General features: G+C 44.5%; 19 protein-coding genes. 18 read left to right on the top strand and 1 reads right to left on the bottom strand.

Annotated elements, in window-relative coordinates; genetic code table 11:
• Positions 1-235 precede the first annotated feature (235 nt).
• The 6 genes from ahrC to CN378_RS16790 all read left to right on the top strand — a co-directional run bounded on the left by ahrC (position 236) and on the right by CN378_RS16790 (position 6,396).
• The gene (ahrC, locus tag CN378_RS16815) at positions 236-685 is read left to right on the top strand and encodes a transcriptional regulator AhrC/ArgR (protein ID WP_098353657.1); all 450 of its coding nucleotides are present in this window, start codon (positions 236-238) and stop codon (positions 683-685) included.
• Between the two features lie 100 nt (positions 686-785).
• Entirely contained in the window at positions 786-2,495 is a 1,710-nt protein-coding gene (gene recN, locus CN378_RS16810; protein ID WP_098353648.1) for a DNA repair protein RecN, read from the top strand.
• 126 nt (positions 2,496-2,621) lie between these two features.
• Positions 2,622-3,911: a SpoIVB peptidase gene (spoIVB, locus tag CN378_RS16805; RefSeq protein ID WP_098353647.1), complete on the top strand. Its 1,290-nt coding sequence runs from the start codon at positions 2,622-2,624 to the stop codon at positions 3,909-3,911.
• 307 nt (positions 3,912-4,218) lie between these two features.
• Entirely contained in the window at positions 4,219-4,998 is a 780-nt protein-coding gene (gene spo0A / locus CN378_RS16800) for a sporulation transcription factor Spo0A (RefSeq protein ID WP_098353646.1), read from the top strand.
• Between the two features lie 286 nt (positions 4,999-5,284).
• A complete protein-coding gene (locus CN378_RS16795) occupies positions 5,285-5,497 on the top strand; it encodes a hypothetical protein (RefSeq protein ID WP_098353645.1) in 213 nt (70 codons plus the stop codon).
• Positions 5,498-5,661: 164 nt separating this feature from the next.
• Positions 5,662-6,396 carry a glycerophosphodiester phosphodiesterase gene (locus CN378_RS16790; protein WP_098353644.1) on the top strand — a complete coding sequence of 245 codons (735 nt, stop codon included), beginning with the start codon at positions 5,662-5,664 and terminating at the stop codon, positions 6,394-6,396.
• 13 nt (positions 6,397-6,409) lie between these two features.
• Here the strand turns inward: CN378_RS16790 and CN378_RS16785 are convergent, their stop codons facing one another.
• Complete coding sequence (locus CN378_RS16785) at positions 6,410-6,649, bottom strand: DUF2627 domain-containing protein (RefSeq protein WP_098353643.1); 240 nt, start codon at positions 6,647-6,649, stop codon at positions 6,410-6,412.
• 125 nt (positions 6,650-6,774) lie between these two features.
• On the opposite strand from CN378_RS16785, the gene CN378_RS16780 reads away from it, so the two are divergent.
• The 12 genes from CN378_RS16780 to meaB all read left to right on the top strand — a co-directional run bounded on the left by CN378_RS16780 (position 6,775) and on the right by meaB (position 22,742).
• The gene (locus tag CN378_RS16780; RefSeq protein ID WP_098353642.1) at positions 6,775-8,844 is read left to right on the top strand and encodes a sigma 54-interacting transcriptional regulator; all 2,070 of its coding nucleotides are present in this window, start codon (positions 6,775-6,777) and stop codon (positions 8,842-8,844) included.
• A gap of 135 nt (positions 8,845-8,979) precedes the next feature.
• The gene (yqiS, locus tag CN378_RS16775) at positions 8,980-9,894 is read left to right on the top strand and encodes a phosphate butyryltransferase (protein WP_098353656.1); all 915 of its coding nucleotides are present in this window, start codon (positions 8,980-8,982) and stop codon (positions 9,892-9,894) included.
• 38 nt (positions 9,895-9,932) lie between these two features.
• Positions 9,933-11,030: a branched-chain amino acid dehydrogenase gene (gene bcd / locus CN378_RS16770; RefSeq protein WP_098353641.1), complete on the top strand. Its 1,098-nt coding sequence runs from the start codon at positions 9,933-9,935 to the stop codon at positions 11,028-11,030.
• 137 nt (positions 11,031-11,167) lie between these two features.
• The gene (buk, locus tag CN378_RS16765; protein WP_483295096.1) at positions 11,168-12,289 is read left to right on the top strand and encodes a butyrate kinase; all 1,122 of its coding nucleotides are present in this window, start codon (positions 11,168-11,170) and stop codon (positions 12,287-12,289) included.
• A gap of 18 nt (positions 12,290-12,307) precedes the next feature.
• The gene (gene lpdA, locus CN378_RS16760; protein ID WP_098353639.1) at positions 12,308-13,732 is read left to right on the top strand and encodes a dihydrolipoyl dehydrogenase; all 1,425 of its coding nucleotides are present in this window, start codon (positions 12,308-12,310) and stop codon (positions 13,730-13,732) included.
• A 114-nt stretch (positions 13,733-13,846) separates the two neighbouring features.
• Positions 13,847-14,845 (top strand): thiamine pyrophosphate-dependent dehydrogenase E1 component subunit alpha, encoded by a 999-nt coding sequence (locus tag CN378_RS16755; protein ID WP_098353638.1) that lies wholly within the window; start codon positions 13,847-13,849, stop codon positions 14,843-14,845.
• A gap of 14 nt (positions 14,846-14,859) precedes the next feature.
• A complete protein-coding gene (locus tag CN378_RS16750) occupies positions 14,860-15,843 on the top strand; it encodes an alpha-ketoacid dehydrogenase subunit beta (protein WP_098353637.1) in 984 nt (327 codons plus the stop codon).
• A gap of 44 nt (positions 15,844-15,887) precedes the next feature.
• Complete coding sequence (locus tag CN378_RS16745) at positions 15,888-17,201, top strand: dihydrolipoamide acetyltransferase family protein (RefSeq protein ID WP_098353636.1); 1,314 nt, start codon at positions 15,888-15,890, stop codon at positions 17,199-17,201.
• 160 nt (positions 17,202-17,361) lie between these two features.
• The gene (locus CN378_RS22360; protein WP_142323621.1) at positions 17,362-17,541 is read left to right on the top strand and encodes a hypothetical protein; all 180 of its coding nucleotides are present in this window, start codon (positions 17,362-17,364) and stop codon (positions 17,539-17,541) included.
• Positions 17,542-17,753: 212 nt separating this feature from the next.
• Positions 17,754-19,550, top strand: a complete 1,797-nt coding sequence (locus tag CN378_RS16740) for a methylmalonyl-CoA mutase family protein (RefSeq protein ID WP_098353635.1) — start codon at positions 17,754-17,756, stop codon at positions 19,548-19,550.
• Positions 19,531-21,693, top strand: a complete 2,163-nt coding sequence (gene scpA / locus CN378_RS16735) for a methylmalonyl-CoA mutase (RefSeq protein WP_098353634.1) — start codon at positions 19,531-19,533, stop codon at positions 21,691-21,693. Before CN378_RS16740 ends, scpA begins: the two co-directional genes overlap by 20 nt.
• A complete protein-coding gene (gene meaB, locus CN378_RS16730; protein ID WP_257141177.1) occupies positions 21,693-22,742 on the top strand; it encodes a methylmalonyl Co-A mutase-associated GTPase MeaB in 1,050 nt (349 codons plus the stop codon). The genes scpA and meaB overlap by 1 nt, the downstream gene beginning before the upstream one ends.
• The last annotated feature ends 79 nt before the right edge of the window (positions 22,743-22,821 follow it).

Genomic DNA, 22,821 nt, shown 5'->3' with positions numbered 1-22,821 from the left:
AGCCGCCTCCGCTTTTCATTGTCCAGCTCCGGCGGCTAGTCCCTCGAGGTCATAAGATGAATCGACCAAAAAGGCCAAGAACGCCTTTCCGGTCGATTCATCTTATGCTTGTCGGGCCTGACCCAGCCGCCTCCGCTTTTCTTTTTTATTGTACTTCCCCCAAAAATAGGCTAACATAAGCGTAGAGGTATATTTATACAGGCTTTAATCAAATGTAAGAGGTGTATGTTCTATGATGAACAAAGGGCAAAGACATATTAAAATCAGGGAAATTATTACGAATAGAGATGTGGAAACCCAGGATGAACTGGTGGAAAGCCTTAAGAATGCAGGATTTAACGTGACTCAGGCAACCGTGTCCAGGGATATCAAGGAGCTTCATCTGGTCAAGGTCCCTTTGATGGACGGCCGATACAAATACAGTCTGCCAGCGGATCAACGCTTCAATCCCCTTCAAAAATTGAAGCGAACACTGACCGATGCATTCGTAAAAGTGGATCAGGCAGGACATATGTTAGTCATGAAAACGTTACCCGGCAATGCAAATGCCATCGGGGCATTGATTGATAATTTGGACTGGGAAGAAATCCTCGGCACCATCTGCGGGGATGACACATGCCTGATCATCTGCCGGACGGAAGAAGAAACGAGAGTCGTGTCAGAGCGATTTTTAGATATGCTGTAAAAGAACGATTATCATGGGGCCCTCTGTCGGCCCCTCATACAAAATCCAATAGGAAGCTTTTCTTTTATGGGAAAGTTCCTTTTTATTTGAGGTGAATGTTTTGCTACAAGAACTATCAATCAAAAATTTCGCCATCATCGATTCCCTCTCCCTGTCATTTGAAGAAGGTTTGACCGTGTTATCCGGTGAAACGGGTGCGGGTAAGTCGATCATCATCGATGCCATTCATCTACTGGTCGGCGGTCGGGGATCCTCTGAATACGTGCGTCACGGGGAGAAAAAGGCAGAAATTGAAGGGTTATTTATTCTTGATAATGAAACGCATCCTTGCTTTCAGAAAGCTTCAGAATTCGGGATCGAGATCGAGGAAGGCATGATCATCCTCAGGAGGGATATTTCGTCTACAGGTAAAAGTGTCTGCAGAATTAATGGCAAGCTTGTGACGATCGCCATCATGAGGGAAATCGGGGCTTCCCTCATTGATATCCACGGGCAGCATGAACATCAGGAACTCATGAATGAAAGCCTTCATCTATCCCTTCTAGATCAATTCGGAGGCAAAGACATCGCTTCTAATTTATACAGTTATGGACAAGTTTATAAAGAGTATCTTTCCATTTATAAGCAGTTGAACCGATTGAATGAGAACGAGCAGGAAATGGCCCATCGCCTGGATCTTATCCAATTTCAGCTGAAGGAGATCCATGATGCCAATCTTCAGCTGAATGAAGATGAGGAGCTGCAGGAAGAGAAACGGAAGCTTATGAATTTCGAACGCCTCTTTGAAGCGCTTCAGACGTCCTATGACAGCATCCAGGGTGAAAGAAAGGGAATGGATTGGGCTGGACTTGCCATGAGCCATTTAGAGACGGCTGCGGAGGTTGATGCCCAATATGAGAAAACCCTTGAATCTGTGTCGAATGCGTACTATATCCTTGAAGATGCCGCCCATCAAGTAAGGGGAGCTTTAGATCAGCTTGAATTTGAGCCGAATCGGTTGGACCTTATCGAGGCAAGGTTGAATGAAATCAACGGGTTAAAGAGAAAATATGGATCATCAGTGGAAGAGATTCTTGCCTATAGTTCAAAGATCGAAGAAGAAATTGAAACGATCATGAATAAGGATTCCCATGTTGAACAATTGCAAAGTAAACTACATTCATTAGAGAAGGATTTATCGTTAGAGGCGAAAAATCTGTCTCAAACAAGGAAGCAGTGGGCGAAGAAATTGACGGCAAGCATCCATGAACAGCTCAAGCAGCTGTATATGGATAAGACGAAATTCGAAGTCCGGTTTGTGAAAAACGGGGAAAACCAGGCTTTTTCCTTTCAGCACTTCAAGAAGGATGGCTGGGACACGGTGGAGTTTTACATTTCCACAAACCCTGGAGAGCCTTTGAAACCATTATCGAAGGTGGCTTCAGGAGGGGAACTTTCACGGATCATGCTCGCCCTTAAAACGATTTTTTCAAAGCATCAAGGAATCACTTCGATCATTTTTGATGAAGTCGATACGGGTGTCAGCGGCAGGGTCGCACAGGCCATCGCGGAAAAGATCTATCAGGTTGCCGTCCATTCACAGGTCATGTGCATCTCTCATTTACCACAGGTCGCTGCCATGGCTGATTGTCACCTGTTCATTTCGAAAAAGCTCTCAGGAGGCAGGACGAGTACCATGGTCAAACGTCTTCAGGAGAAGGATAAGATCAGGGAAATATCCCGTATGATATCCGGGGTGGAAATAACCGACTTAACATTGGAACACGCGAAGGAATTGCTGCAGTTGGCAGGTTCCATCAAAGAAACATGAAAAGCTATCCATTTCGGGTAGCTTTTTTTTGATGATTACCAGTTATAAATGTAGCTATTAAAGGCAAAATTAAAACTGTAGCCAATAGTTAGTGTGTGTGGATTAGAAGCGAGGAGAGTGAATATATTGAATTTAGATTGGTTAAGGAAATGTATAGGTGGAATTCTCCTTGTTTCGCTTTGTCTTATTGGTTTTTACAAACCCGTTCAACAATTTATCAATACACCGAACTCTGTCAGGATGATGGAAGGGGATCACGTTGCTCTCCCTAAGGCTGCATCCGTCACGACAATGGGTTCTTCGCATAATGAGCATGTTCAAGTGCAAGAGGCAAAAGGTCAGCTTTCGATCCAGGGAAGTTCTGTGGGGAAAGACGAAGTGGTGTTCGAGCTCGCAGGCTTACCCATCAAAAAGGTCGATGTTGAAGTACTGAAAGATTTCAAGGTGATTCCGGGTGGACAGTCCATCGGGGTCAAATTAAATACTGTAGGGGTGTTAGTGGTAGGTCATCATCTGGTTGACACGGATGATGGGAAAATGTCACCCGGTGAAAAAGCAGGGATTCAGGTAGGGGACATGATTACAGAAATAAATGGAACGAAGATTGAAGAACTTTCTGATGTTGCTCCTTTTGTTCAGAAGGCAGGAGAGGAATCGAAATCTCTTGACGTCGTGATCAAGCGCGAACAAAAGACAGTAAAGACTCAATTACTTCCGTTAAAAGAAAAAGGGGACAAAAACTATAAGCTGGGCCTGTATATCCGGGATTCAGCAGCCGGTATCGGCACGATGACATTTTATGATCCAAAGTCAAAGAAATACGGTGCCCTGGGACATGTCATTTCCGATATGGATACAAAAAAGCCGATCGTCGTTGACAATGGGGAAATCGTGAATTCAGAAGTAACATCGATTCAAAAAGGGACGGATGGAAAACCAGGGGAAAAATTGGCCCGCTTTTCATCTGATCGGAACGTGATCGGGAACATCACGCGGAACAGTCCTTTTGGGATATTCGGCGAATTGAATCAGTCGATTGAAAATGATCTGCTTGATAAGCCGATGCCAATCGCTCTTTCTCATCAAGTGAAGGAAGGTCCGGCGCAAATCTTGACTGTCGTGGATGGAAAAGAAGTAGAAATGTACGACATTGAAATCGTCAGCACCATTCCACAGAAATACCCGGCAACAAAAGGGATGGTATTGAAAGTGACGGATCCTGAACTCCTGAAGAAAACAGGTGGGATTGTTCAAGGGATGAGCGGGAGCCCGATCATCCAGGACGGGAAGGTCATCGGGGCCGTCACCCATGTATTTGTCAATGACCCGACCAGCGGGTACGGCGTCCATATTGAGTGGATGTTGAGTGAAGCTGGAATCGATATTTATAAAAAAGATCATAACCGAGCAAGCTGATAATGGAAAACCCTTACCGAAGTGCCGATTGCGGGCGCTGTTAAGGGTTCTTTTTTTGTCCGCTTTCTTTGTTCATACTCGTTTGCCAAAAGCAGCTTCTGCTTGTTAAAATAAAGATTATTCGACAAAAGGAAGAGCGGATATCGAATAGGGTCGAAATATAAAGAAATCTTTAGAAAATCAAAGAAAATATAATATTTTTCAAGTTTTTTTCAAAAATAAAAGGAATTTAGGTTGCATTGTCGAAAAAGTAATTTAGAATAAAATTACAGAGATGAATTAATTAGGATTGAGGAGGAAACCTGTAGTGAAATCGATTAAAGTATGTGTTGTGGATGATAACCGTGAGCTTACGTCATTATTGGAGGACTACATTGCTTCGCAAAATGATATGGAAGTGGTGGGGATTGCCCATAATGGTCAAGATTGTTTAGATTTATTAGAAGAAGTGGATCCGGACGTCCTGGTCCTGGATATCATTATGCCCCACCTGGACGGGCTGGCGGTCCTTGAGCGGCTTCGTGAAAAAAGGAGCATTCCGAATGTGATCATGCTTACGGCCTTCGGTCAGGAAGATGTGACGAAGAAAGCTGTCGACCTTGGAGCTTCTTACTTTATCCTGAAACCATTCGACATGGAAAACCTTGTGAGCCATATTAGACAAGTTAGCGGAAAATCAAACCCAATCATCAAAAAACCTTCCTCATCCAGAATGAATACAGAACAAAAACCCAGAAATTTGGATGCAAGCATTACAAGCATCATCCACGAGATCGGCGTGCCGGCACATATTAAAGGGTATTTATATTTAAGAGAAGCGATTTCAATGGTTTATAACGATATCGAGCTACTCGGTTCCATCACAAAGGTCCTTTACCCGGATATCGCAAAAAAATACAATACGACGGCATCACGTGTGGAACGGGCGATTCGTCACGCCATTGAAGTGGCTTGGAGCAGAGGGAACATCGATTCCATTTCTTCTTTATTCGGTTACACCGTCAGCATGTCCAAGGCAAAGCCGACCAACTCAGAATTCATTGCCATGGTGGCCGACAAGCTTCGCCTGGAGCATATGGCTTCCTGAAAGAGTAAGGAATAGTCCACGTCTAAGAAAAACTAAAATCATACGAACGTGAATAACCCTCTGAGCCCCTTTGGTTCATGGGGTTTTGTTTTTTTTTTTGAAGAAGTCCTTTTGTGAAGTATTTGTATTTCCCTCTCCCCATCCTCTCATGTCAACCCCTTCACTTAGAGCATCAACACAGTAACATTCGCCTCTTTTTTCAACAATTGGTGTTTCGCCCTTACAGCTTGTCCCCTGCCACATAAGATAAAGTGTAGTGCAATAACAAAACAGGGGAGGTGAGACAATGGGATACTACCGCAATAATGACGATGTAGCCGGAGCTTCTGACCGTTGCAGAAACAATGATGTAGCCGGGGCTTCCGACAATAACTTCAGAGTCCCTGTTAGAGCTTATATCAGAGGGGAAGATTTCTGTAGAGCCGTGCGTCGTTGCAGAGAAAACGATGTAGCAGGTGAAATGGACAACCGTCGCAGATGCAGATGCCGCTGGTTCTAATTGAACCCCGAAAAATCCTGAGTTTCTCAGGATTTTTTTATTTTGATGATCGTATTTAAAAGGCTCATGCTTTGAGGTCGGATAAAATAAGTTTATAATGGAGTCAGTCATACGACTATACAGAGAAAATAAGATACTTAAAGAACAGCGAAGGATGTGAACACATGACGCTAATCTTTGCCCATCGTGGATCTGCCGGCACTCATCCTGAAAATACTATGGAAGCTTTTTATGAAGCCGAAAGAGTGAAGGCAGATGGAATTGAATTGGATGTTCAGATGACCAAAGACGGAGAAGTGGTCGTGATCCATGATGAAACTGTCGATCGGACAACAAATGGAAAAGGGTTCGTCAAAGATTATACATTTAAGGAAATTCAAAAGCTTCAAGCGAACTTTAAATTTAAAAGTAAGCTATTCAAGAAAAATCGTGTTCCTTCATTGAGAGAGGTCTTTCTGTGGATGCAGGGAAATAATCTTCTTTGTAATATAGAGTTGAAAAACAATATCATTGACTATCAAGGACTGGAAGAAAAGGTGATCGGTTTAATCCGTGAATTCGGGTTTGAGGAGAGAATCATCATCTCATCATTTAATCATTATTCGATTGTGGCTTGTTACCAATTGGAGCCTGCCGTGGAAATTGCACCGCTGTACTCATCAGGATTATTCATGCCCTGGATTTATGCCCAGTCTTTAAGGGCGAAAGCGATACACCCCAACCTGAAAGCGGTCAGGGATGAAATCATCATCGAGGCGATGGATAACGGGATTGCTGTCAGACCTTACACGGTGAACAAGGTGGAACAGATGGAGAGATTACTGAATATAGGATGTTCTGCTTTTGTAACGGACTATCCTGAAAAAGCATGGAAGCTGAGGGAAAGTAAAAAAGGCTAGCGCTGTCTAAGCGCTAGCCTTTCTTGTTGAATCGGGATTGAACTTTATTGCGTTTTCGATCACGATGCAGGACGAATCCTGCAATGAATCCCAGACCGCAAATAAAGAATAGCAACCCGATAATAAATTGCAGCCATAAAAAGGGGATGGGAGGCTGCAGGATCCCAAATAACATATCTCTCATCAGCTTAATCCCAAGAGCAGCAAATGCACCGGGAATCAACATAATAATAAGGGCAATTAGACGGACCATGAGATGTATAACTCCTTTTCGTTTCCATACTAAAATTCTAACCCCAAGAAGAAAATTGTCAAGTTTCGAAAAGTAGTGTAACATTATGATTGTGAAAAAAATTGCAGGTGTCGGGGTGAAGAAAGTTGCAGGAGGTTCTAATTGTCGGCGGCGGTAAGGGTGGGACAGCAATATTGCAGATCCTACATGAAGTCTCCGTTATGAAAGTGATTGCCGTGGTAGACCTAAATGAAAACGCTTCAGGTATCAAGCTTTCTAAAGAGCTTGGCATTCCTGTAGGTACTGATTGGCGGCCATTCCTCAGTGATTCGGTGGACATCGTCATCGAAGTGACCGGTGAACAGGAAGTGTTTGAACAGATAAGGGATCATCGTGGAAAGAATACAGTTTTAATCCCTGGAAGCGTGGCTTTCCTTATTTCCAAGCTTCTCGAAGAAAAAGAGGATCTTATCCATCAATTGACGAGCGAGTCCTTTAAAAGGGATCTTATCTTTAATTCCACTGATGATGGCATGGTCGGGATCGATGATCAGGGCATCGTCATGCTGTTTAATAAAAGTGCAGAGAGAATGATCGGTAAACACCAGGAAGAAGTGATGGGGCTTCATATTTCCGAAGTGATCCCTGAAAGTAAATTGACCAGAACGATCGAGACAAGGCGGACGGAAATCAATCAGGAAGTCATCTTGGGGAATGGATTGAAGATCATCTCCAATCGGATCCCGATGATCACAGACCAAGATGAAATCATTGGTGCCTTTTCTGTATTCAAAGATATCACGGAAGTGGTGAATCTGGCAGAGGAAATAACCAACCTCAAAGAAATCCAGACGATGCTTGAAGCCATCATCCATTCCAGTGATGACGCGATCTCCGTCGTCGATGAAGAAGGTAAGGGGATTATGATAAACCCTGCATATACCAGGATCACGGGCCTTTCTCAGGAGGAAGTGATCGGAAAGCCTGCGACGGCAGATATTTCCGAAGGGGAAAGTATCCATTTGAAAGTGCTGCAAACCCGGAGAGCGATCCGCGGGACGAGGATGCGTGTGGGTCCCAAACGCAAGGAAGTCATTGTCAATGTAGCACCGATCATCGTGAACAACAAGCTTAAGGGAAGTGTCGGGGTCATCCATGACATGTCTGAAATTCAATCTCTTACCCAGGAATTGGACCGGGCGAGGAGAATCATCCGTACTCTGGAAGCGAAGTATATGTTTGAAGATATTATCGGTGATTCCGAGGAAATGATGATTGCCATCGAACAAGCGAAACTTGGGGCGAAAACCCCTGCAACCGTCCTCCTTCGCGGAGAATCGGGGACAGGGAAGGAATTGTTTGCCCACGCCATACATAACGCGAGTGATCGCAAATTCAATAAATTCCTCAGGGTCAATTGCGCTGCATTATCGGAGAACTTATTAGAAAGTGAATTATTCGGGTATGAGGAAGGCGCTTTTTCCGGAGCGAAGCGCGGTGGTAAGCGAGGCTTGTTTGAAGAGGCGAATAACGGGAGTATCTTCCTCGATGAGATAGGCGAATTAAGTGCCAATACCCAGGCGAAATTATTGAGGGTTCTTCAGGAAAATGAAATTGTAAGGGTCGGAGGGACGAAATCAATCCAAATCAATGTCCGCGTCATCGCTGCTACGAACGTAAACCTTGAAAAGGGGATAGCAGACGGATCATTCAGGGAAGACCTGTATTATCGCCTTAACCGGATGCCGATTCAAATACCTCCATTAAGACAGCGCAAATCCGATATTCCCCTCATTTCAGAAGCTTTGATCACGAAAATCAACCAGGACTACGGAAGAAATGTAGAAGGAGTGACGGAGACTGCCATGAACAAGCTGATGAATTATCATTGGCCAGGGAATGTGCGGGAGCTTGAGAATGTGCTGGGTAGGGCCATCATCTTTATGAACTATAATGAAGTGAAAATAGATGGCAAGCATTTACCTCAATTAGAGAGTACTGCGAAACCCATTGTCAACGTGGGGGAAGTTGCTTCTCAAGAATCAGGGGGAGATCTTGCAACCCAAGTTGAAAAATATGAAAAAAATATAATTCAAAAGGTTTTAGAGCAGAATAAAGGTAATAAAACGGCTACTTCAAAAGCGTTGAATGTTTCAGTGAGAAATTTATATTATAAAATTGAAAAATATAACATTGAAATAAATAGCATGAAATAATTTGCGTGGTACGAAAAAACTTGCAGGGTAAGTGACTTGTTTATAAAGCGTTTTCAACACTTTAAAGTTGGCACGCTTCTTGCATGGAGTTTAATGGGAACAAAAAAACAGAAAAAAGGGGTTGAAACGACATACATGAATCTACAATCTATAGTGGAAAATGCAACCCGAATCGAAAACTCAACTGTAGCCGTGGCTGCTGCAGAAGATAAAGAAGTCCTTGGTGCCGTCGCCATGGCGGTTGAAAAAAAGATGGCTGACTTTTTATTGTTCGGGGATAAAGAAGAGATCCTCTCCCTTTTAGAAGAGGTTGCTCCAACTCTTATATCTCATAGCAGTATCAAAATCAAGCATGCATTTTCACCGCAGAAGGCAGCTGAACTTGCGGTGAAGGCAGTAAAGGAAAATGAAGCAGGTACCTTGATGAAAGGGAACGTCCCGACTGCTGTCATCTTAAAAGCAGTATTAAACAAGGAATGGGGCCTTCGCACAGGTAATGTCCTTTCACATGTTGCCGCATTTGAGGTGGCTGGATTCGAGAGGCTGACCTTCATTACCGATGCAGCCATGAATATCGCACCCGATCTCCAGCAGAAAGCCCAAATCATTGAAAATGCCGTCGGGATCGCTCGTTCAATCGGTGTGGACATGCCGAAAGTAGCGTCGATTGCCGCTGTGGAAGTAGTGAATCCTGCAATGCAGGCAACAGTTGATGCCGCTTCTCTTACGATGATGAATCAAAGGGGGCAAATTCGCGAGTGTACAGTCGATGGGCCATTAGCCCTTGACAATGCCGTTTCCCAGCATGCCGCCCTGCATAAAGGAATCGAAAGTGAAGTGGCTGGGCAAGCGGATATCCTTCTCGTGCCGAATATTGAAACCGGAAATGCTCTATATAAGTCCTTAATTTACTTTGCCAAGGCTAAAGTGGGAGCTGTCATTGCCGGAGCAAAAGCACCAATCGTATTAACATCCAGGGCGGACAGTGCAGAAAGTAAGTTATATTCATTGGCACTGGCTATATGCTCTGCTTCTAATAAAGTAAGATAAAAATTCTAAAATCAAAAGACCACAGGGGGAAATAAAAAATGAAAATTTTCAGCTATATGGAACAATATGATTATGAGCAGTTGGTATTCTGTCAAGATGAAGCGTCAGGTTTGAAAGCGATCATTGCGATTCATGATACAACTCTTGGACCTGCCCTCGGAGGAACCCGTATGTGGACATACGAATCCGAAGAAGCGGCAATTGAAGATGCACTTCGACTTGCAAAAGGGATGACATACAAAAATGCAGCTGCAGGACTTAATCTGGGTGGAGGAAAGACGGTCATCATCGGCGATCCCCGCAAAGATAAAAATGAAGAAATGTTCCGTGCATTCGGACGTTATATCCAAGGATTGAACGGTCGCTATATTACTGCTGAAGATGTAGGTACAACGGTTGCAGATATGGACCTTATCCACGAAGAAACGGACTATGTAACAGGCATTTCACCAGCTTTCGGTTCTTCTGGCAACCCATCTCCTGTAACAGCTTATGGGGTATACCGGGGAATTAAAGCAGCAGCAAAAGAAGCATTCGGTACAGACTCTCTAGAAGGAAAGACAATTGCCGTTCAAGGAATCGGGAATGTTGCATACAATATGTGCCGTCACCTTCACGAAGAAGGGGCAAACCTGATCGTAACGGATATCAATAAAGAAGCGGTTCAACGTGCAGTTGATGAGTTCGGTGCCAAAGCTGTCGACATTAACGACATCTATGGCGTTGATTGTGATATCTTTGCACCGTGTGCCCTGGGGGCGATCATCAATGATGAAACCATTCCTCAGCTAAAGGCGAAAGTCATCGCGGGGGCTGCGAATAACCAGCTGAAAGAAACCCGCCATGGTGACGCGATCCATGAGATGGGTATCGTTTACGCACCGGATTATGTGATCAACGCAGGTGGTGTCATCAATGTTGCTGACGAATTGTACGGCTACAACAGCGAAAGAGCGATGAAAAAAGTAGAGCAGGTATACAACAACGTTGAACGTGTAATTGAAATTGCCAAACGTGATAATGTCCCAACATATGTAGCTGCGGACCGTATGGCAGAAGAACGCATTGAAAAAATGCGTCGTTCAAGAAGCCAATTCCTTCAAAACGGTCAACATATCCTTAGCAGACGCGGATAATAAGAAGAGTGAACGCTTTACTTTGAAATGAAGTGAAGCGTTTCTTCCCTGTTATAACGAACATCGAACAGAGTAAAGGGGTTATCTATCATAGGGGAAAAATTCTTTCATGCAAACAATACAATCTAGCTGCCCAAATGGAGGTAACAACAGTGCAAGAAACCAAACATCGAATACTCGTCATTAACCCTGGATCAACATCGACCAAAATTGGTGTTTTTGATGATGATCGCTCAATCTTTGAGAAGACGATCCGTCATGATACAGAAAAAATCAATGAATTTCCAACCATCATAGATCAATATGAATTCAGGAAAACCACCATTCTTCAGACGTTGGATGAAGAAGGGATCAATGTTTCAAAGCTAAGTGCAGTCTGCGGGCGTGGAGGACTTCTAAGACCGATTGAGGGTGGTACTTATTTAGTGAATGATGACATGCTTAAGGATCTGAAAGAAGGATTTTCAGGCCAGCATGCATCGAATCTAGGCGGTATCTTAGCATTTGAAATCGCTTCTGGTTTAAATATTCCTTCTTATATCGTGGACCCCGTTGTAGTGGACGAGCTTCAACCGCTTGCCCGTATATCGGGATTCTCACTCATTGAAAGAAAGAGTATATTCCACGCATTAAATCAGAAAGCGGTAGCAAGAAGAGTCGCGAAGCAGTTTGGAAAGAAATATGAAGATCTTAATCTGATCATCACTCATATGGGTGGTGGAATCACGGTAGGAGCCCACCGGAATGGAAAGGTGGTCGACGTGAATAATGGATTGCACGGCGATGGCCCATTCAGCCCTGAAAGAGCAGGGACGGTACCTGCCGGGGATCTCGTTGATCTATGTTTCTCCGGGGATTATTACCGGGATGAAATCATGAAAAAGCTTGTCGGTCAAGGTGGCCTTGTCGGTTATCTTGGCACAAATGATGCAGTCAAAGTCGAGAAGATGATTGAAAATGGCGATGACAACGCCAAAGCCATATATGATGCGATGGCGTACCAAATTGCGAAAGAAATCGGCTCGGCCAGTGCAGTCCTGAATGGTAAAGTAGACGCCATTGTACTGACGGGAGGACTTGCTTATGGCAAGGAGTTTGTGAAAGCGATAAGCGATCGAATCAACTGGATAGCAGATGTCGTCATCCAGCCGGGAGAAAATGAACTTCAGGCTCTTGCTGAAGGGGCTCTCAGGGTCTTACGAAATGAAGAAGACTATAAAATGTACCCGGGAAATGTAAAAAAAGAAGCGAGAGTATAAAGCAAGGAGGACTCAAGATTGGCAGAAGAATATGATTTAGTCATTTTAGGGGGAGGAACGGGTGGTTATGTAGCAGCCATTCGTGCTTCCCAACTTGGATTAAAAACAGCAATCGTTGAAAAAGGAAAACTGGGGGGGACATGCCTTCATAAAGGATGCATCCCAAGTAAAGCTCTCCTTCGAAGTGCTGAAGTATATGCAACAGCGAAACACAGTGAAGACTTTGGTGTGAAAATCAATGGGGTAGAGCTTGATTTCACCAAGGTTCAATCAAGGAAAGACGGAATCGTCGAGCAGCTTCACAAAGGGGTTCAACACCTGATGAAACAGGGGAAAATCGATGTATTCGAAGGACTCGGACGCATTCTCGGACCTTCCATCTTTTCGCCAATGCCTGGAACGATTTCCGTGGAAATGAATAACGGTGAAGATAATCCGATGCTGATTCCAAAGAATGTCATTGTCGCAACTGGCTCAAGACCTCGTTCACTGCCGGGACTTGATATCGATGGTGAATATGTTTTATCTTCTGATGAAGCGCTTTCACTTGAGGCACTTCCGAAATCGATCATCATCGTCGGGGGAGGGGTCATCGGAATCGAATGGGCCTCTATGCTTTCTGACTTTGATGTCGATGTGACCGTTGTTGAATACGCCGATAAGATTGTACCAACGGAAGACCATGAAATCTCAAAGGAAATGCAGCGACTAATGAAGAAAAAAGGGGTCAAAATCGTTACAAGTGCCAGGGTGCTTCCTGAATCCTTAGAAAAAGGCGACGGAGAGGTTACGATTAGAGCGGAGCACAAAGGAGAAGAGAAAGCCTTTACAGCTGAAAAAATCCTTGTTTCTGTCGGCCGTCAAGCAAATGTAGAAGGCATCGGTCTGGAAAATACAGATATTAAAGTGGAAAAGGGCTTCATTGAAGTCAATGAATTCTTTCAAACAAAGGAATCCCATATTTACGCAATCGGAGATGTAATCGGTGGACTTCAGTTAGCACATGTAGCTTCTCATGAGGGAATCACCGCGGTTGAACATTTAGCAAATGAAAAGCCCCATCCGCTTGATTATTCATTGATTTCAAAATGCATCTACAGTAACCCTGAGATCGCAAGTGTCGGAATCACAGAACAGGAAGCGAAAGAAAAAGGCTACAACCTTAAGGTCGGTAAATTCAGCTTCAGAGCGATCGGAAAAGCACTTGTATACGGGGAATCCGATGGTTTCGTAAAGATCATTGCCGACAAGGATACAGATGATATCCTCGGCGTTCATATGATTGGACCACACGTAACCGACATGATTTCTGAAGCAGGACTAGCTAAAGTATTAGATGCAACACCTTGGGAAATTGCCCATACGATCCATCCTCATCCTTCCCTTTCCGAAGCAATCGGAGAAGCAGCACTTGCTGTGGATGGAAAAGCGATACACTCTTAAATAGAGCGGAGATGGCTTCTTAGCCTTCTTCATCAAATCATAAACATTAGAAGGTAGGGAGCTTAAAATCTCCTCTACCTTTCCAACCATTAGATTGTGTAGGAGGTAAATAAAATGGCAGAGAATCGTCATGAAGAGTTAGGACTTTCCAATGAGAAAGTATTAGAGATGTATGAAACCATGCTGCTTGCCAGAAAAATCGATGAGCGCATGTGGTTATTGAATCGTTCAGGTAAAATTCCTTTTGTTATTTCATGCCAGGGGCAGGAAGCGGCACAAGTGGGTGCTGCATTTGCATTGGATCGTGAAAAGGATTATGTATTACCGTATTACCGTGACATGGGTGTTGTGTTGACATTCGGTATGACAGCACAGGAGTTGATGCTGTCAGGTTTTGCGAAAGCAGAAGATCCAAACTCAGGAGGGCGTCAAATGCCTGGTCACTTTGGTCAAAAGAAAAATAATATCGTAACGGGTTCATCACCTGTAACGACGCAGGTTCCCCATGCAGTGGGTATTGCTCTTGCCGGGAAGATGGAGAAAAAAGATGTCGTGACGTTTGTGACATTTGGTGAAGGCTCTTCTAACCAAGGAGATTTCCATGAAGGTGCAAACTTTGCGGGTGTACATAAACTTCCTGTCATTTTCATGTGTGAAAACAATAAATATGCGATTTCGGTTCCGATTGAGAAGCAATTGGCGTGTGAGAAAGTATCAGACCGCGCAATCGGGTATGGAATGCCGGGTATCACAGTAGATGGAAATGATCCGATCGAAGTATACAAAGCTGTGAAGGAAGCCGCTGACCGAGGACGTCGCGGGGAAGGTCCGACACTGATTGAAACGGTATCGTATCGCTTGACTCCTCACTCCTCTGATGATGATGACCGGAGCTACCGTTCTCCTGACGAAGTGGCGAAAGCGAAAACGAATGACCCGATCATTACCTTTGGTGCCTACTTGAAAGAGACTGGTGTCATGAATGATGATATTGAAAAAGACATCAATGATCGCATTATGAAGCTTGTGAACGAAGCAACGGATTATGCAGAAAATGCTCCATATGCTGAAGCTGAATCAGCGATGAAGTATGTATACGCAGAAGAGAAGTAAGGGGGAATTCAATCATGCCAGTAATTTCATACATTGACGCCGTAACAATGGCCATAAGAGAAGAAATGGAACGCGACGAAAAAGTATTCGTTCTAGGTGAGGACGTTGGGAAAAAAGGTGGGGTCTTTAAAGCGACTCACGGACTGTACGATCAATTCGGTGAAGACCGTGTCATTGATACACCACTTGCGGAGTCTGCGATTGCAGGTGTCGGGATCGGGGCTGCTATGTACGGCATGAGACCGATTGCTGAAATGCAATTTGCCGATTTTATCATGCCTGCGGTGAACCAAATCATATCGGAAGCAGCACGTATCCGTTATCGCTCAAATAATGATTGGAGCTGCCCGATGGTCATCCGTGCTCCTTATGGTGGTGGAGTGCATGGAGCGCTTTATCATTCCCAATCCGTAGAGGCCGTGTTTGCCAATCAACCTGGATTGAAGATTGTCATGCCTTCCACTCCATATGACGTGAAGGGCCTACTGAAAGCTGCGATCCGTGATGAAGATCCGGTATTATTCTTTGAACATAAGCGTGCTTACCGTCTAATCAAAGGAGAAGTGCCTGAGGATGATTATACTCTTCCAATCGGAAAAGCAGATGTAAAGCGTGAAGGGGAAGACATTACTGTCATCACATATGGACTATGTGTTCACTTCGCTCTTCAAGCAGCCGAAAAGCTCGCCCAAGATGGAATCGAGGCTCATATTCTGGATCTGCGCACCATCTATCCATTAGATAAAGAAGCCATCATTGAAGCTGCTTCCAAAACAGGGAAAGTCCTTCTTGTGACTGAAGACAATAAAGAAGGAAGCATCATGGGTGAGGTATCTGCCATCATTGCAGAAAACTGTTTATTTGAGCTTGATGCACCTGTGAAACGTTTAGCCGGTCCGGACGTACCTGCTATGCCGTATGCACCGACAATGGAAAAATACTTTATGATTAACCCGGACAAAGTAGAAAAAGCCATGCGTGAACTTGCAGAATTTTAATCACAGTTAACACCAATTAACGCGAGAGTAAGGAGGGTTCCTCATTGGGTATTGAAAATATGAAAATGCCTCAGCTAGGGGAAAGTGTTACAGAAGGTACAATTAGTAAGTGGTTGGTGTCACCTGGTGATACCGTTAATAAATATGATCCGATTGCAGAAGTTCAAACGGATAAAGTAAATGCAGAAGTCCCATCATCCTTTACAGGCACCATTAAAGAATTGATCGCCGAAGAGGGAGATACTCTTGAAGTCGGGGAAATCATTTGCTCGATCGAAATCGAAGGCGGTGGTTCAGCGCCTGTTGAAGAAGCCCCGAAAGAAGAGTCTAAAAAGACAGCAGACGAACCGGCTGCACCTAAAACAAAAGCTCCAACGAGAGATAGTGGAAATAAGGCAAGGTATTCTCCTGCTGTATTAAAGCTGTCCCAGGAGCATGATATAGATCTAAATCAAGTGGAGGGCACCGGTAACGGCGGCCGGATCACCCGAAAGGATCTAAAGAAAATCATAGAATCCGGATCAATTCCAAAGGCAGGAGACGCTCCAGCACCTAAGGCTGAAACACCGGCTCCACAGCAAGCGCCTGTGAAGGAGACGGCACCGGCACAACCAGCTAAGCAGTCCGCCCCTGCAGCAAATGTTCCTGTCGTACCTGGTGATATCGAGATTCCCGTTTCAGGGATCCGTAAAGCGATTGCCTCCAACATGGTCCGCAGTAAGCACGAAGCACCGCATGCCTGGACGATGATGGAAGTAGATGTAACCAATTTGGTTGACTACAGAAATTCCCTTAAGACAGAGTTTAAGCAGCGTGAAGGATTTAACCTGACATTCTTCGCATTCTTCGTGAAAGCAGTAGCCCAAGCCCTTAAAGAATATCCACAAATCAATTCGATGTGGGCAGGAGACAAGATTGTTCAGAAGAAAGACATCAATCTTTCCATCGCTGTAGCAACAGAGGATGCATTATATGTGCCCGTCATTAAAAATGCCGATGAAAAGACCATCAAAGGAATCGCAAGAGAAATCACTGAGCTTGCCGGAAAAGTCCGCAGCGGTAAATTGACTTCCCAAGATATGCAGGGAGGCACATTTACTGTCAACAATACCGGGTCATTTGGTTCGGTACAATCGATGGGTATCATCAATTACCCGCAAGCAGCGATCCTTCAGGTTGAGTCAATCGTGAAACGCCCTGTTGTCATGAACAACGGGATGATTGCCGTTCGCGATATGGTGAACCTGTGTATGTCATTAGATCACCGCGTACTCGACGGATTAGTTTGCGGAAGATTTTTACAGCGCGTAAAAGAAATTTTAGAAAACACGTCAAAAGAAAATACATCCGTTTATTAAATACAACAAAGGACTGACCGTATGAGGTTGGTCCTTGTTTTTTGTATCAAGATAAAGGTCAGTCACCGAATTTTCCTTACTAAAGGAGAGACTCTCATCCAGGTAGAAGCGAAAGATAAAGCACGAAAAATAAAATAAAGTGTAAAATACTGGCCAAGTAATGAATTCGAGTGAACTTCCGATGACGGATGCGCCAGAAGCTCGTTACGTAAGTTACTATACGGCTACTTTAAACGTTAAGGACTTGGGAGCCGTGATTGAAGTGATGATCTCCGATGATTATGGAAATGTCACGACGGAGCGAGCAGAAGGAAAATGGTATATCAATACAAAGAAATAAGCATGATGGAAGAAGAGCTGGAACGTTCAGCTCTTCTTCTTTTTTACACTCATTTTCCTGAGAGATTGAAGAAAAGCGATTTTTTTTATATACTAAAATAGTATTAGTATAAACATTTCGAATTTTCAATGAGAACGTTTGATGACCGAGGGGATTTTTTTTAAAAAAATTATGTAAACGATTACAAAATTGCAGTGTGGAAGAGGGGTATTATGAAGCTTAGTGATATGAAAGATCAATCATTCAGTCGCCGCACACATACAGAGTGGCAGGAAGCAGCTGAAAAGGCGTTAAAGGGGAAGGGAATAAGTTCCTTACATACAAGCACATATGAAAATATTGATCTTAAACCGTTATATACAGAAGAAGATGTCCCTCATCGGGATAGGGTGAAGGACTATATTCCAAATGTTGAAGCAAAGTTGGAACGCGCTTCTAAGTGGTTTATCGCTCAGTCCATCAAAAGGGATTCATGGGAAGAACTTACAACAGCTGTGAAGGATGCGTTATCGCGTGGGCAGAACTGTCTTTCATTTTCCATTGGGGACCTAAAGCATGAAGAGAATCTCTATTCATTCTTAGAAGAGATGATGGGATTCGATACTCCGGTCTTTTCAATTGATAAAAAGACATCGTTATCCATCCTTGGATTGGATGAGATCCCAGAATGGAAGGGGAGGAATGGAATCATTGGATTCGATCCTCTTTCAGAAGGAGAATGGTCGGTTGAAGATAGATTAGAAGAATGGATGAAGCTTGTGGAAAGAGCTGACAAGCGCCTTCCTGAAGTGAAGACCATTATCGTCAATTCTGCCCCTTATCACAACAAAGGTGCCAGCGCCACCCAGGAGTTGGCCTATGCACTGAGTGAGGGTGTCGCTTATATAGAGGCACTTCGAGAAAAGGGGTGGACCCTTGAGAAAGCAGCTGAAAAGATGCATTTTCACTTTTCGGTAGGCAGTCATTTCTTTATGGAAATCGCGAAAATCAGGGCATTCAAGAAATTGTGGAAAGAGATCTTGTCTTCTTATGGGGTGGCGGAGGACGTTATTTCCCGTGCGGTAAGTGTGAGTGCAGAAACGTCCCGATTTAATAAATCTACATTAGATTCATATGTAAATATGCTTCGCGGTGGTGGAGAAGCTTTTTCTGCCATTCTTGCAGGCGTTGATTATTTGGTTGTTGCTCCGTTCAATGAAGTGAGTGGGGATGTTAATCCATTTTCTGAAAGGATCGCAAGAAATACTCAACTCATCCTCGGAGAAGAAGCACATCTGGATAAAGTCATCGATCCAGGAGGCGGTTCTTATTATGTGGAATGGCTCACAGAAGAGGTCGGCAAGCTTGCATGGAAGGAATTTCAACAAGTTGACGAAAAAGGGGGAGTGGTTGTCTCCCTGAAAGATGGTTTTATTGAAGGTCAAATAAATAGAGTGAGGGACGCACGGATTCATGATTTGGCCACTCGGAAGAATTCAATGATCGGGACGAATATCTATGCAAACCTGGAAGAAAGCCTGCCGGATCCATCGTCGACTTCGGAAGAGCGGTTGTCCCTTCCATTTGAAGATTTAAGGAGTCGGGCACAGAAGCTCACAAGGAAACCGGTGGCCGGTCTAATTGGTTTAGGAGAGTTGAAGACCCATAAGCCCCGTGCAGATTTTGTCAAAGGGTTTTTAGCCGCGGGGGGCATTCATGCACATCAGAGTAAAGAGAGTTGGTCAAAGGAAGATATCCTTCATTTCATAGAAGAAACCCGTTATCCGTATTATGTGGTGTGTGGGAAAGATGAAGAATATGATCATCAATTAACCATGATCGTTGAATCAATCCATGTAATAGATGCGGACATTGTGATTGACATTGCAGGGAAAATACCTGATGAAAAGAGAAGTAAGTGGGAACGAATGGGATTGAACGGGTCCATCTATAACAAACAGAACATACTTAAAAAAATGGATGAGCTTTTAACGATCTGGGAGGAGGGACATGACAGTGAAGAAGCCTGATTGGCAGCAAATCAACCCATATGCAAATGAGGTAGTAACGAGTAAGGTTCCCTCTTCGGACCAAACCTATGAAACGAATGAAAAAATCTCTATAAAACCTCTTTATTCAGGGGAGGACACAAAGAATATTACTCATGGAGGGGATCTTCCAGGTCTTGCTCCATACACAAGGGGTCCGTACCCGACGATGTATGTAAACCGGCCTTGGACGGTCAGACAATATGCAGGATTTTCAACGGCAGAAGAGAGCAATGCTTTTTACCGCAGAAACTTAAGCATGGGACAGAAAGGATTGTCGGTGGCGTTCGACCTGGCCACTCACCGCGGTTATGATTCGGACCATCCAAGGGTTGTAGGAGATGTAGGGAAAGCGGGGGTAGCCATTGATTCAATACTGGATATGAAGATTCTATTTGACGAAATCCCCCTTGATCAAATGTCCGTTTCCATGACGATGAACGGTGCAGTGCTGCCGATCCTCGCGTTTTATATCGTGACGGCAGAAGAGCAGGGTGTTTCACAGGATAAACTGTCCGGTACGATCCAAAATGATATCTTGAAAGAATACATGGTACGGAACACATATATTTATCCACCAGAGACGTCCATGAAAATCATTGCTGATATTTTTGAATATACATCGAAGCATATGCCAAAGTTCAATAGCATCAGTATTTCAGGTTATCACATGCAGGAGGCGGGTGCACCAGCTGATATTGAGCTTGCGTATACTCTGGCGGATGGCCTTGAATACGTCCGGACCGGATTGAAAGCGGGAATTGATATCGATTCCTTCGCTCCAAGACTCTCATTTTTCTGGGCGATCGGCATGAATTATTTCATGGAGGTGGCCAAAATGAGAGCAGCACGGAGAATCTGGGCGAAAATGATGAAGACCTTCAACCCTCAGAATCCGAAGTCGATGGCGCTCCGAACCCATTCCCAAACGTCAGGATGGAGCTTGACGGAGCAGGATCCTTATAATAACGTCGTTCGTACATTACTTGAGGCACACGCAGCGGCCATGGGGCACACGCAATCCCTCCATACCAATGCCCTTGACGAAGCCATCGCCCTGCCGACAGACTTTTCGGCGCGGATCGCACGCAATACACAGCTGTACCTTCAAGAGGAGACCGGCATAACGAAAGTGATCGATCCTTGGGCAGGGTCCCATTATGTCGAGACGTTGACCGATCAGCTGATGGAAAAAGCGTGGGAGCACATCGAGGAAATCGAAGAGCTCGGTGGCATGACGAAAGCGATCGAAACGGGCTTACCAAAGATGCGAATCGAGGAAGCGGCCGCAAGAAGACAGGCGATGATCGATTCAGGGGATGAATCCATCATCGGGGTGAATAAATATCGCCTGGAGAAGGAAGATCCGATTGAAACCCTGGACATCGATAATACGGTGGTCAGACAAAAGCAGATCGAACGAATTCAATTACTGAAAGAAGAACGAAATGAAGAGAGGGTCATTAAAGCTCTTGAATCATTGACCCATGCTGCAGAGACAGGAGAAGGAAATCTTCTCGAAAAAGCCGTTGATGCTGCACGGGCACGCGCCACTTTAGGGGAAATTTCAGATGCCATTGAAAAGGTATCCGGTAGACATAAAGCAACCATTCGGAGTATAAGCGGGGTGTACAGTTCGAACTTCTCAAATGAACAGGAAATCAACATCGTGAAAGAGATGACGGAGGAATTTTTAGAGAACGAAGGAAGGAGACCTCGTATCCTGATTGCAAAGATGGGACAGGACGGACATGATAGGGGAGCGAAAGTGATCAGCACGGCCTTTGCCGACCTTGGATTCGATGTAGATATCGGTCCGTTGTTCCAGACACCTGAAGAAACGGCCCTTCAGGCAGTTGAAAACGATGTACATGTCATTGGCGTAAGCTCGCTTGCTGCCGGTCATAAAACGCTTCTTCCTCAGCTGGTGGCGGAACTGAAGAAGCTTGGCAGGGAAGATATCCTTGTCGTCATCGGTGGAGTAATCCCTGCGAAGGATTATGATTTCCTTTTAAGTAATGGGGCATCTGCCGTCTTCGGTCCTGGCACGATCATTCCAGTCGCTGCACAGAAAGTAATCAAAGAAATTTATGAAGTGCTCGGATATGAGGAAGTGACTGAATAGTGACAGAGCATCAGTCTGGTCGAAAGAAGCGGTTTGTGAAAAGGAAGAAGAACACGGTTTCGGTATCTGAATTGAAAAGCGGAATCCTGGATGGCGATCGCAGCTCTTTGGCGAAGGCGATCACGTTGATTGAAAGCAATGCGGAAGGGCATTATATGCTGGCACAAGAGTTGCTTCAGGAGCTGTTGCCCCATACGGGAAACAGCTTCCGAATCGGGATTACGGGCGTGCCGGGTGCCGGGAAAAGTACATTCATCGAACAATTCGGGGAAATGTTATGTGAAGAGGGTCTGCGTGTAGCGGTCCTTGCCATCGACCCGAGTTCCTCCATTTCCGGAGGTAGCATCCTCGGGGATAAAACAAGGATGGAACAGCTATCTAAGAATCCCCGTGCCTTTGTCAGGCCCTCCCCGACGGCAGGGACGCTCGGCGGAGTCCATCGTAAGACAAACGAAACCCTTCTTCTATGCGAAGCAGCGGGCTACGACCTCATCATCATTGAAACGGTAGGCGTCGGCCAAAGTGAAGTCATGGTGAGGCAGATGGTGGATTTCTTCTTATTACTCGTCATCACGGGTGCAGGAGACGAGCTTCAAGGAATGAAAAAAGGAATCATGGAGCTTGCCGATGTTTTACTGGTGAATAAAGCAGACGGGGAAAATAAACCTCTCGCCGAGAAGACGAGGAGGGAACTCAATCAGATCCTTCACTTCCTCATTCCTGCAACGAAAGGCTGGAGTTCAAAGGCCTATACCTGTTCAGCGTTAAAAAATGAAGGATTGAAGGAACTTTGGGACGTGATCCTACAGTTCGAAAAGCAGACAAAAGAACAGGGTGTATTTGAAGAAAGAAGGCTTGGTCAAAGACAGGAATGGTTCCATACCATGCTGAAAGAAAGAATCCTGTCAGACTTCTTCTTTCATAAGAACATCAAGTCATCCCTCCCGCATATCGAAAATCGCGTGAAAGAAGGGGAATTTACGACTTCCCAGGGGGTGGAAGAATTATTGAAGCGATATAAAGAAGCATTACTTGATGGGAATAGTTAATTTTAATTGAAAGATATGGTTTATAATTGTTATGATAAGGGTACATCAGATCCCCTCGTTTGTGGAATATGATCAAGTC

Source organism: Bacillus sp. AFS015802 (assembly GCF_002561455.1).
Classification (GTDB): Bacteria; Bacillota; Bacilli; order Bacillales; family Bacillaceae_B; genus Rossellomorea.
This window is presented reverse-complemented; position numbering and strand designations above follow the sequence as displayed.

Bases quoted from the DNA above. Each gene is read 5' to 3' on its own strand.
- ahrC (WP_098353657.1), top strand. From the start codon at position 236: ATGAACAAAGGGCAAAGACATATTAAAATCAGGGAAATTATTACGAAT.
- CN378_RS16795 (WP_098353645.1), top strand. From the start codon at position 5,285: ATGGGATACTACCGCAATAATGACGATGTAGCCGGAGCTTCTGACCGT.
- CN378_RS16790 (WP_098353644.1), top strand. From the start codon at position 5,662: ATGACGCTAATCTTTGCCCATCGTGGATCTGCCGGCACTCATCCTGAA.
- CN378_RS16785 (WP_098353643.1), bottom strand. From the start codon at position 6,649: ATGGTCCGTCTAATTGCCCTTATTATTATGTTGATTCCCGGTGCATTT.
- yqiS (WP_098353656.1), top strand. From the start codon at position 8,980: ATGAATCTACAATCTATAGTGGAAAATGCAACCCGAATCGAAAACTCA.
- bcd (WP_098353641.1), top strand. From the start codon at position 9,933: ATGAAAATTTTCAGCTATATGGAACAATATGATTATGAGCAGTTGGTA.
- buk (WP_483295096.1), top strand. From the start codon at position 11,168: ATGGAGGTAACAACAGTGCAAGAAACCAAACATCGAATACTCGTCATT.
- CN378_RS16755 (WP_098353638.1), top strand. From the start codon at position 13,847: ATGGCAGAGAATCGTCATGAAGAGTTAGGACTTTCCAATGAGAAAGTA.
- CN378_RS16750 (WP_098353637.1), top strand. From the start codon at position 14,860: ATGCCAGTAATTTCATACATTGACGCCGTAACAATGGCCATAAGAGAA.
- CN378_RS22360 (WP_142323621.1), top strand. From the start codon at position 17,362: ATGAATTCGAGTGAACTTCCGATGACGGATGCGCCAGAAGCTCGTTAC.
- CN378_RS16740 (WP_098353635.1), top strand. From the start codon at position 17,754: ATGAAGCTTAGTGATATGAAAGATCAATCATTCAGTCGCCGCACACAT.
- scpA (WP_098353634.1), top strand. From the start codon at position 19,531: ATGACAGTGAAGAAGCCTGATTGGCAGCAAATCAACCCATATGCAAAT.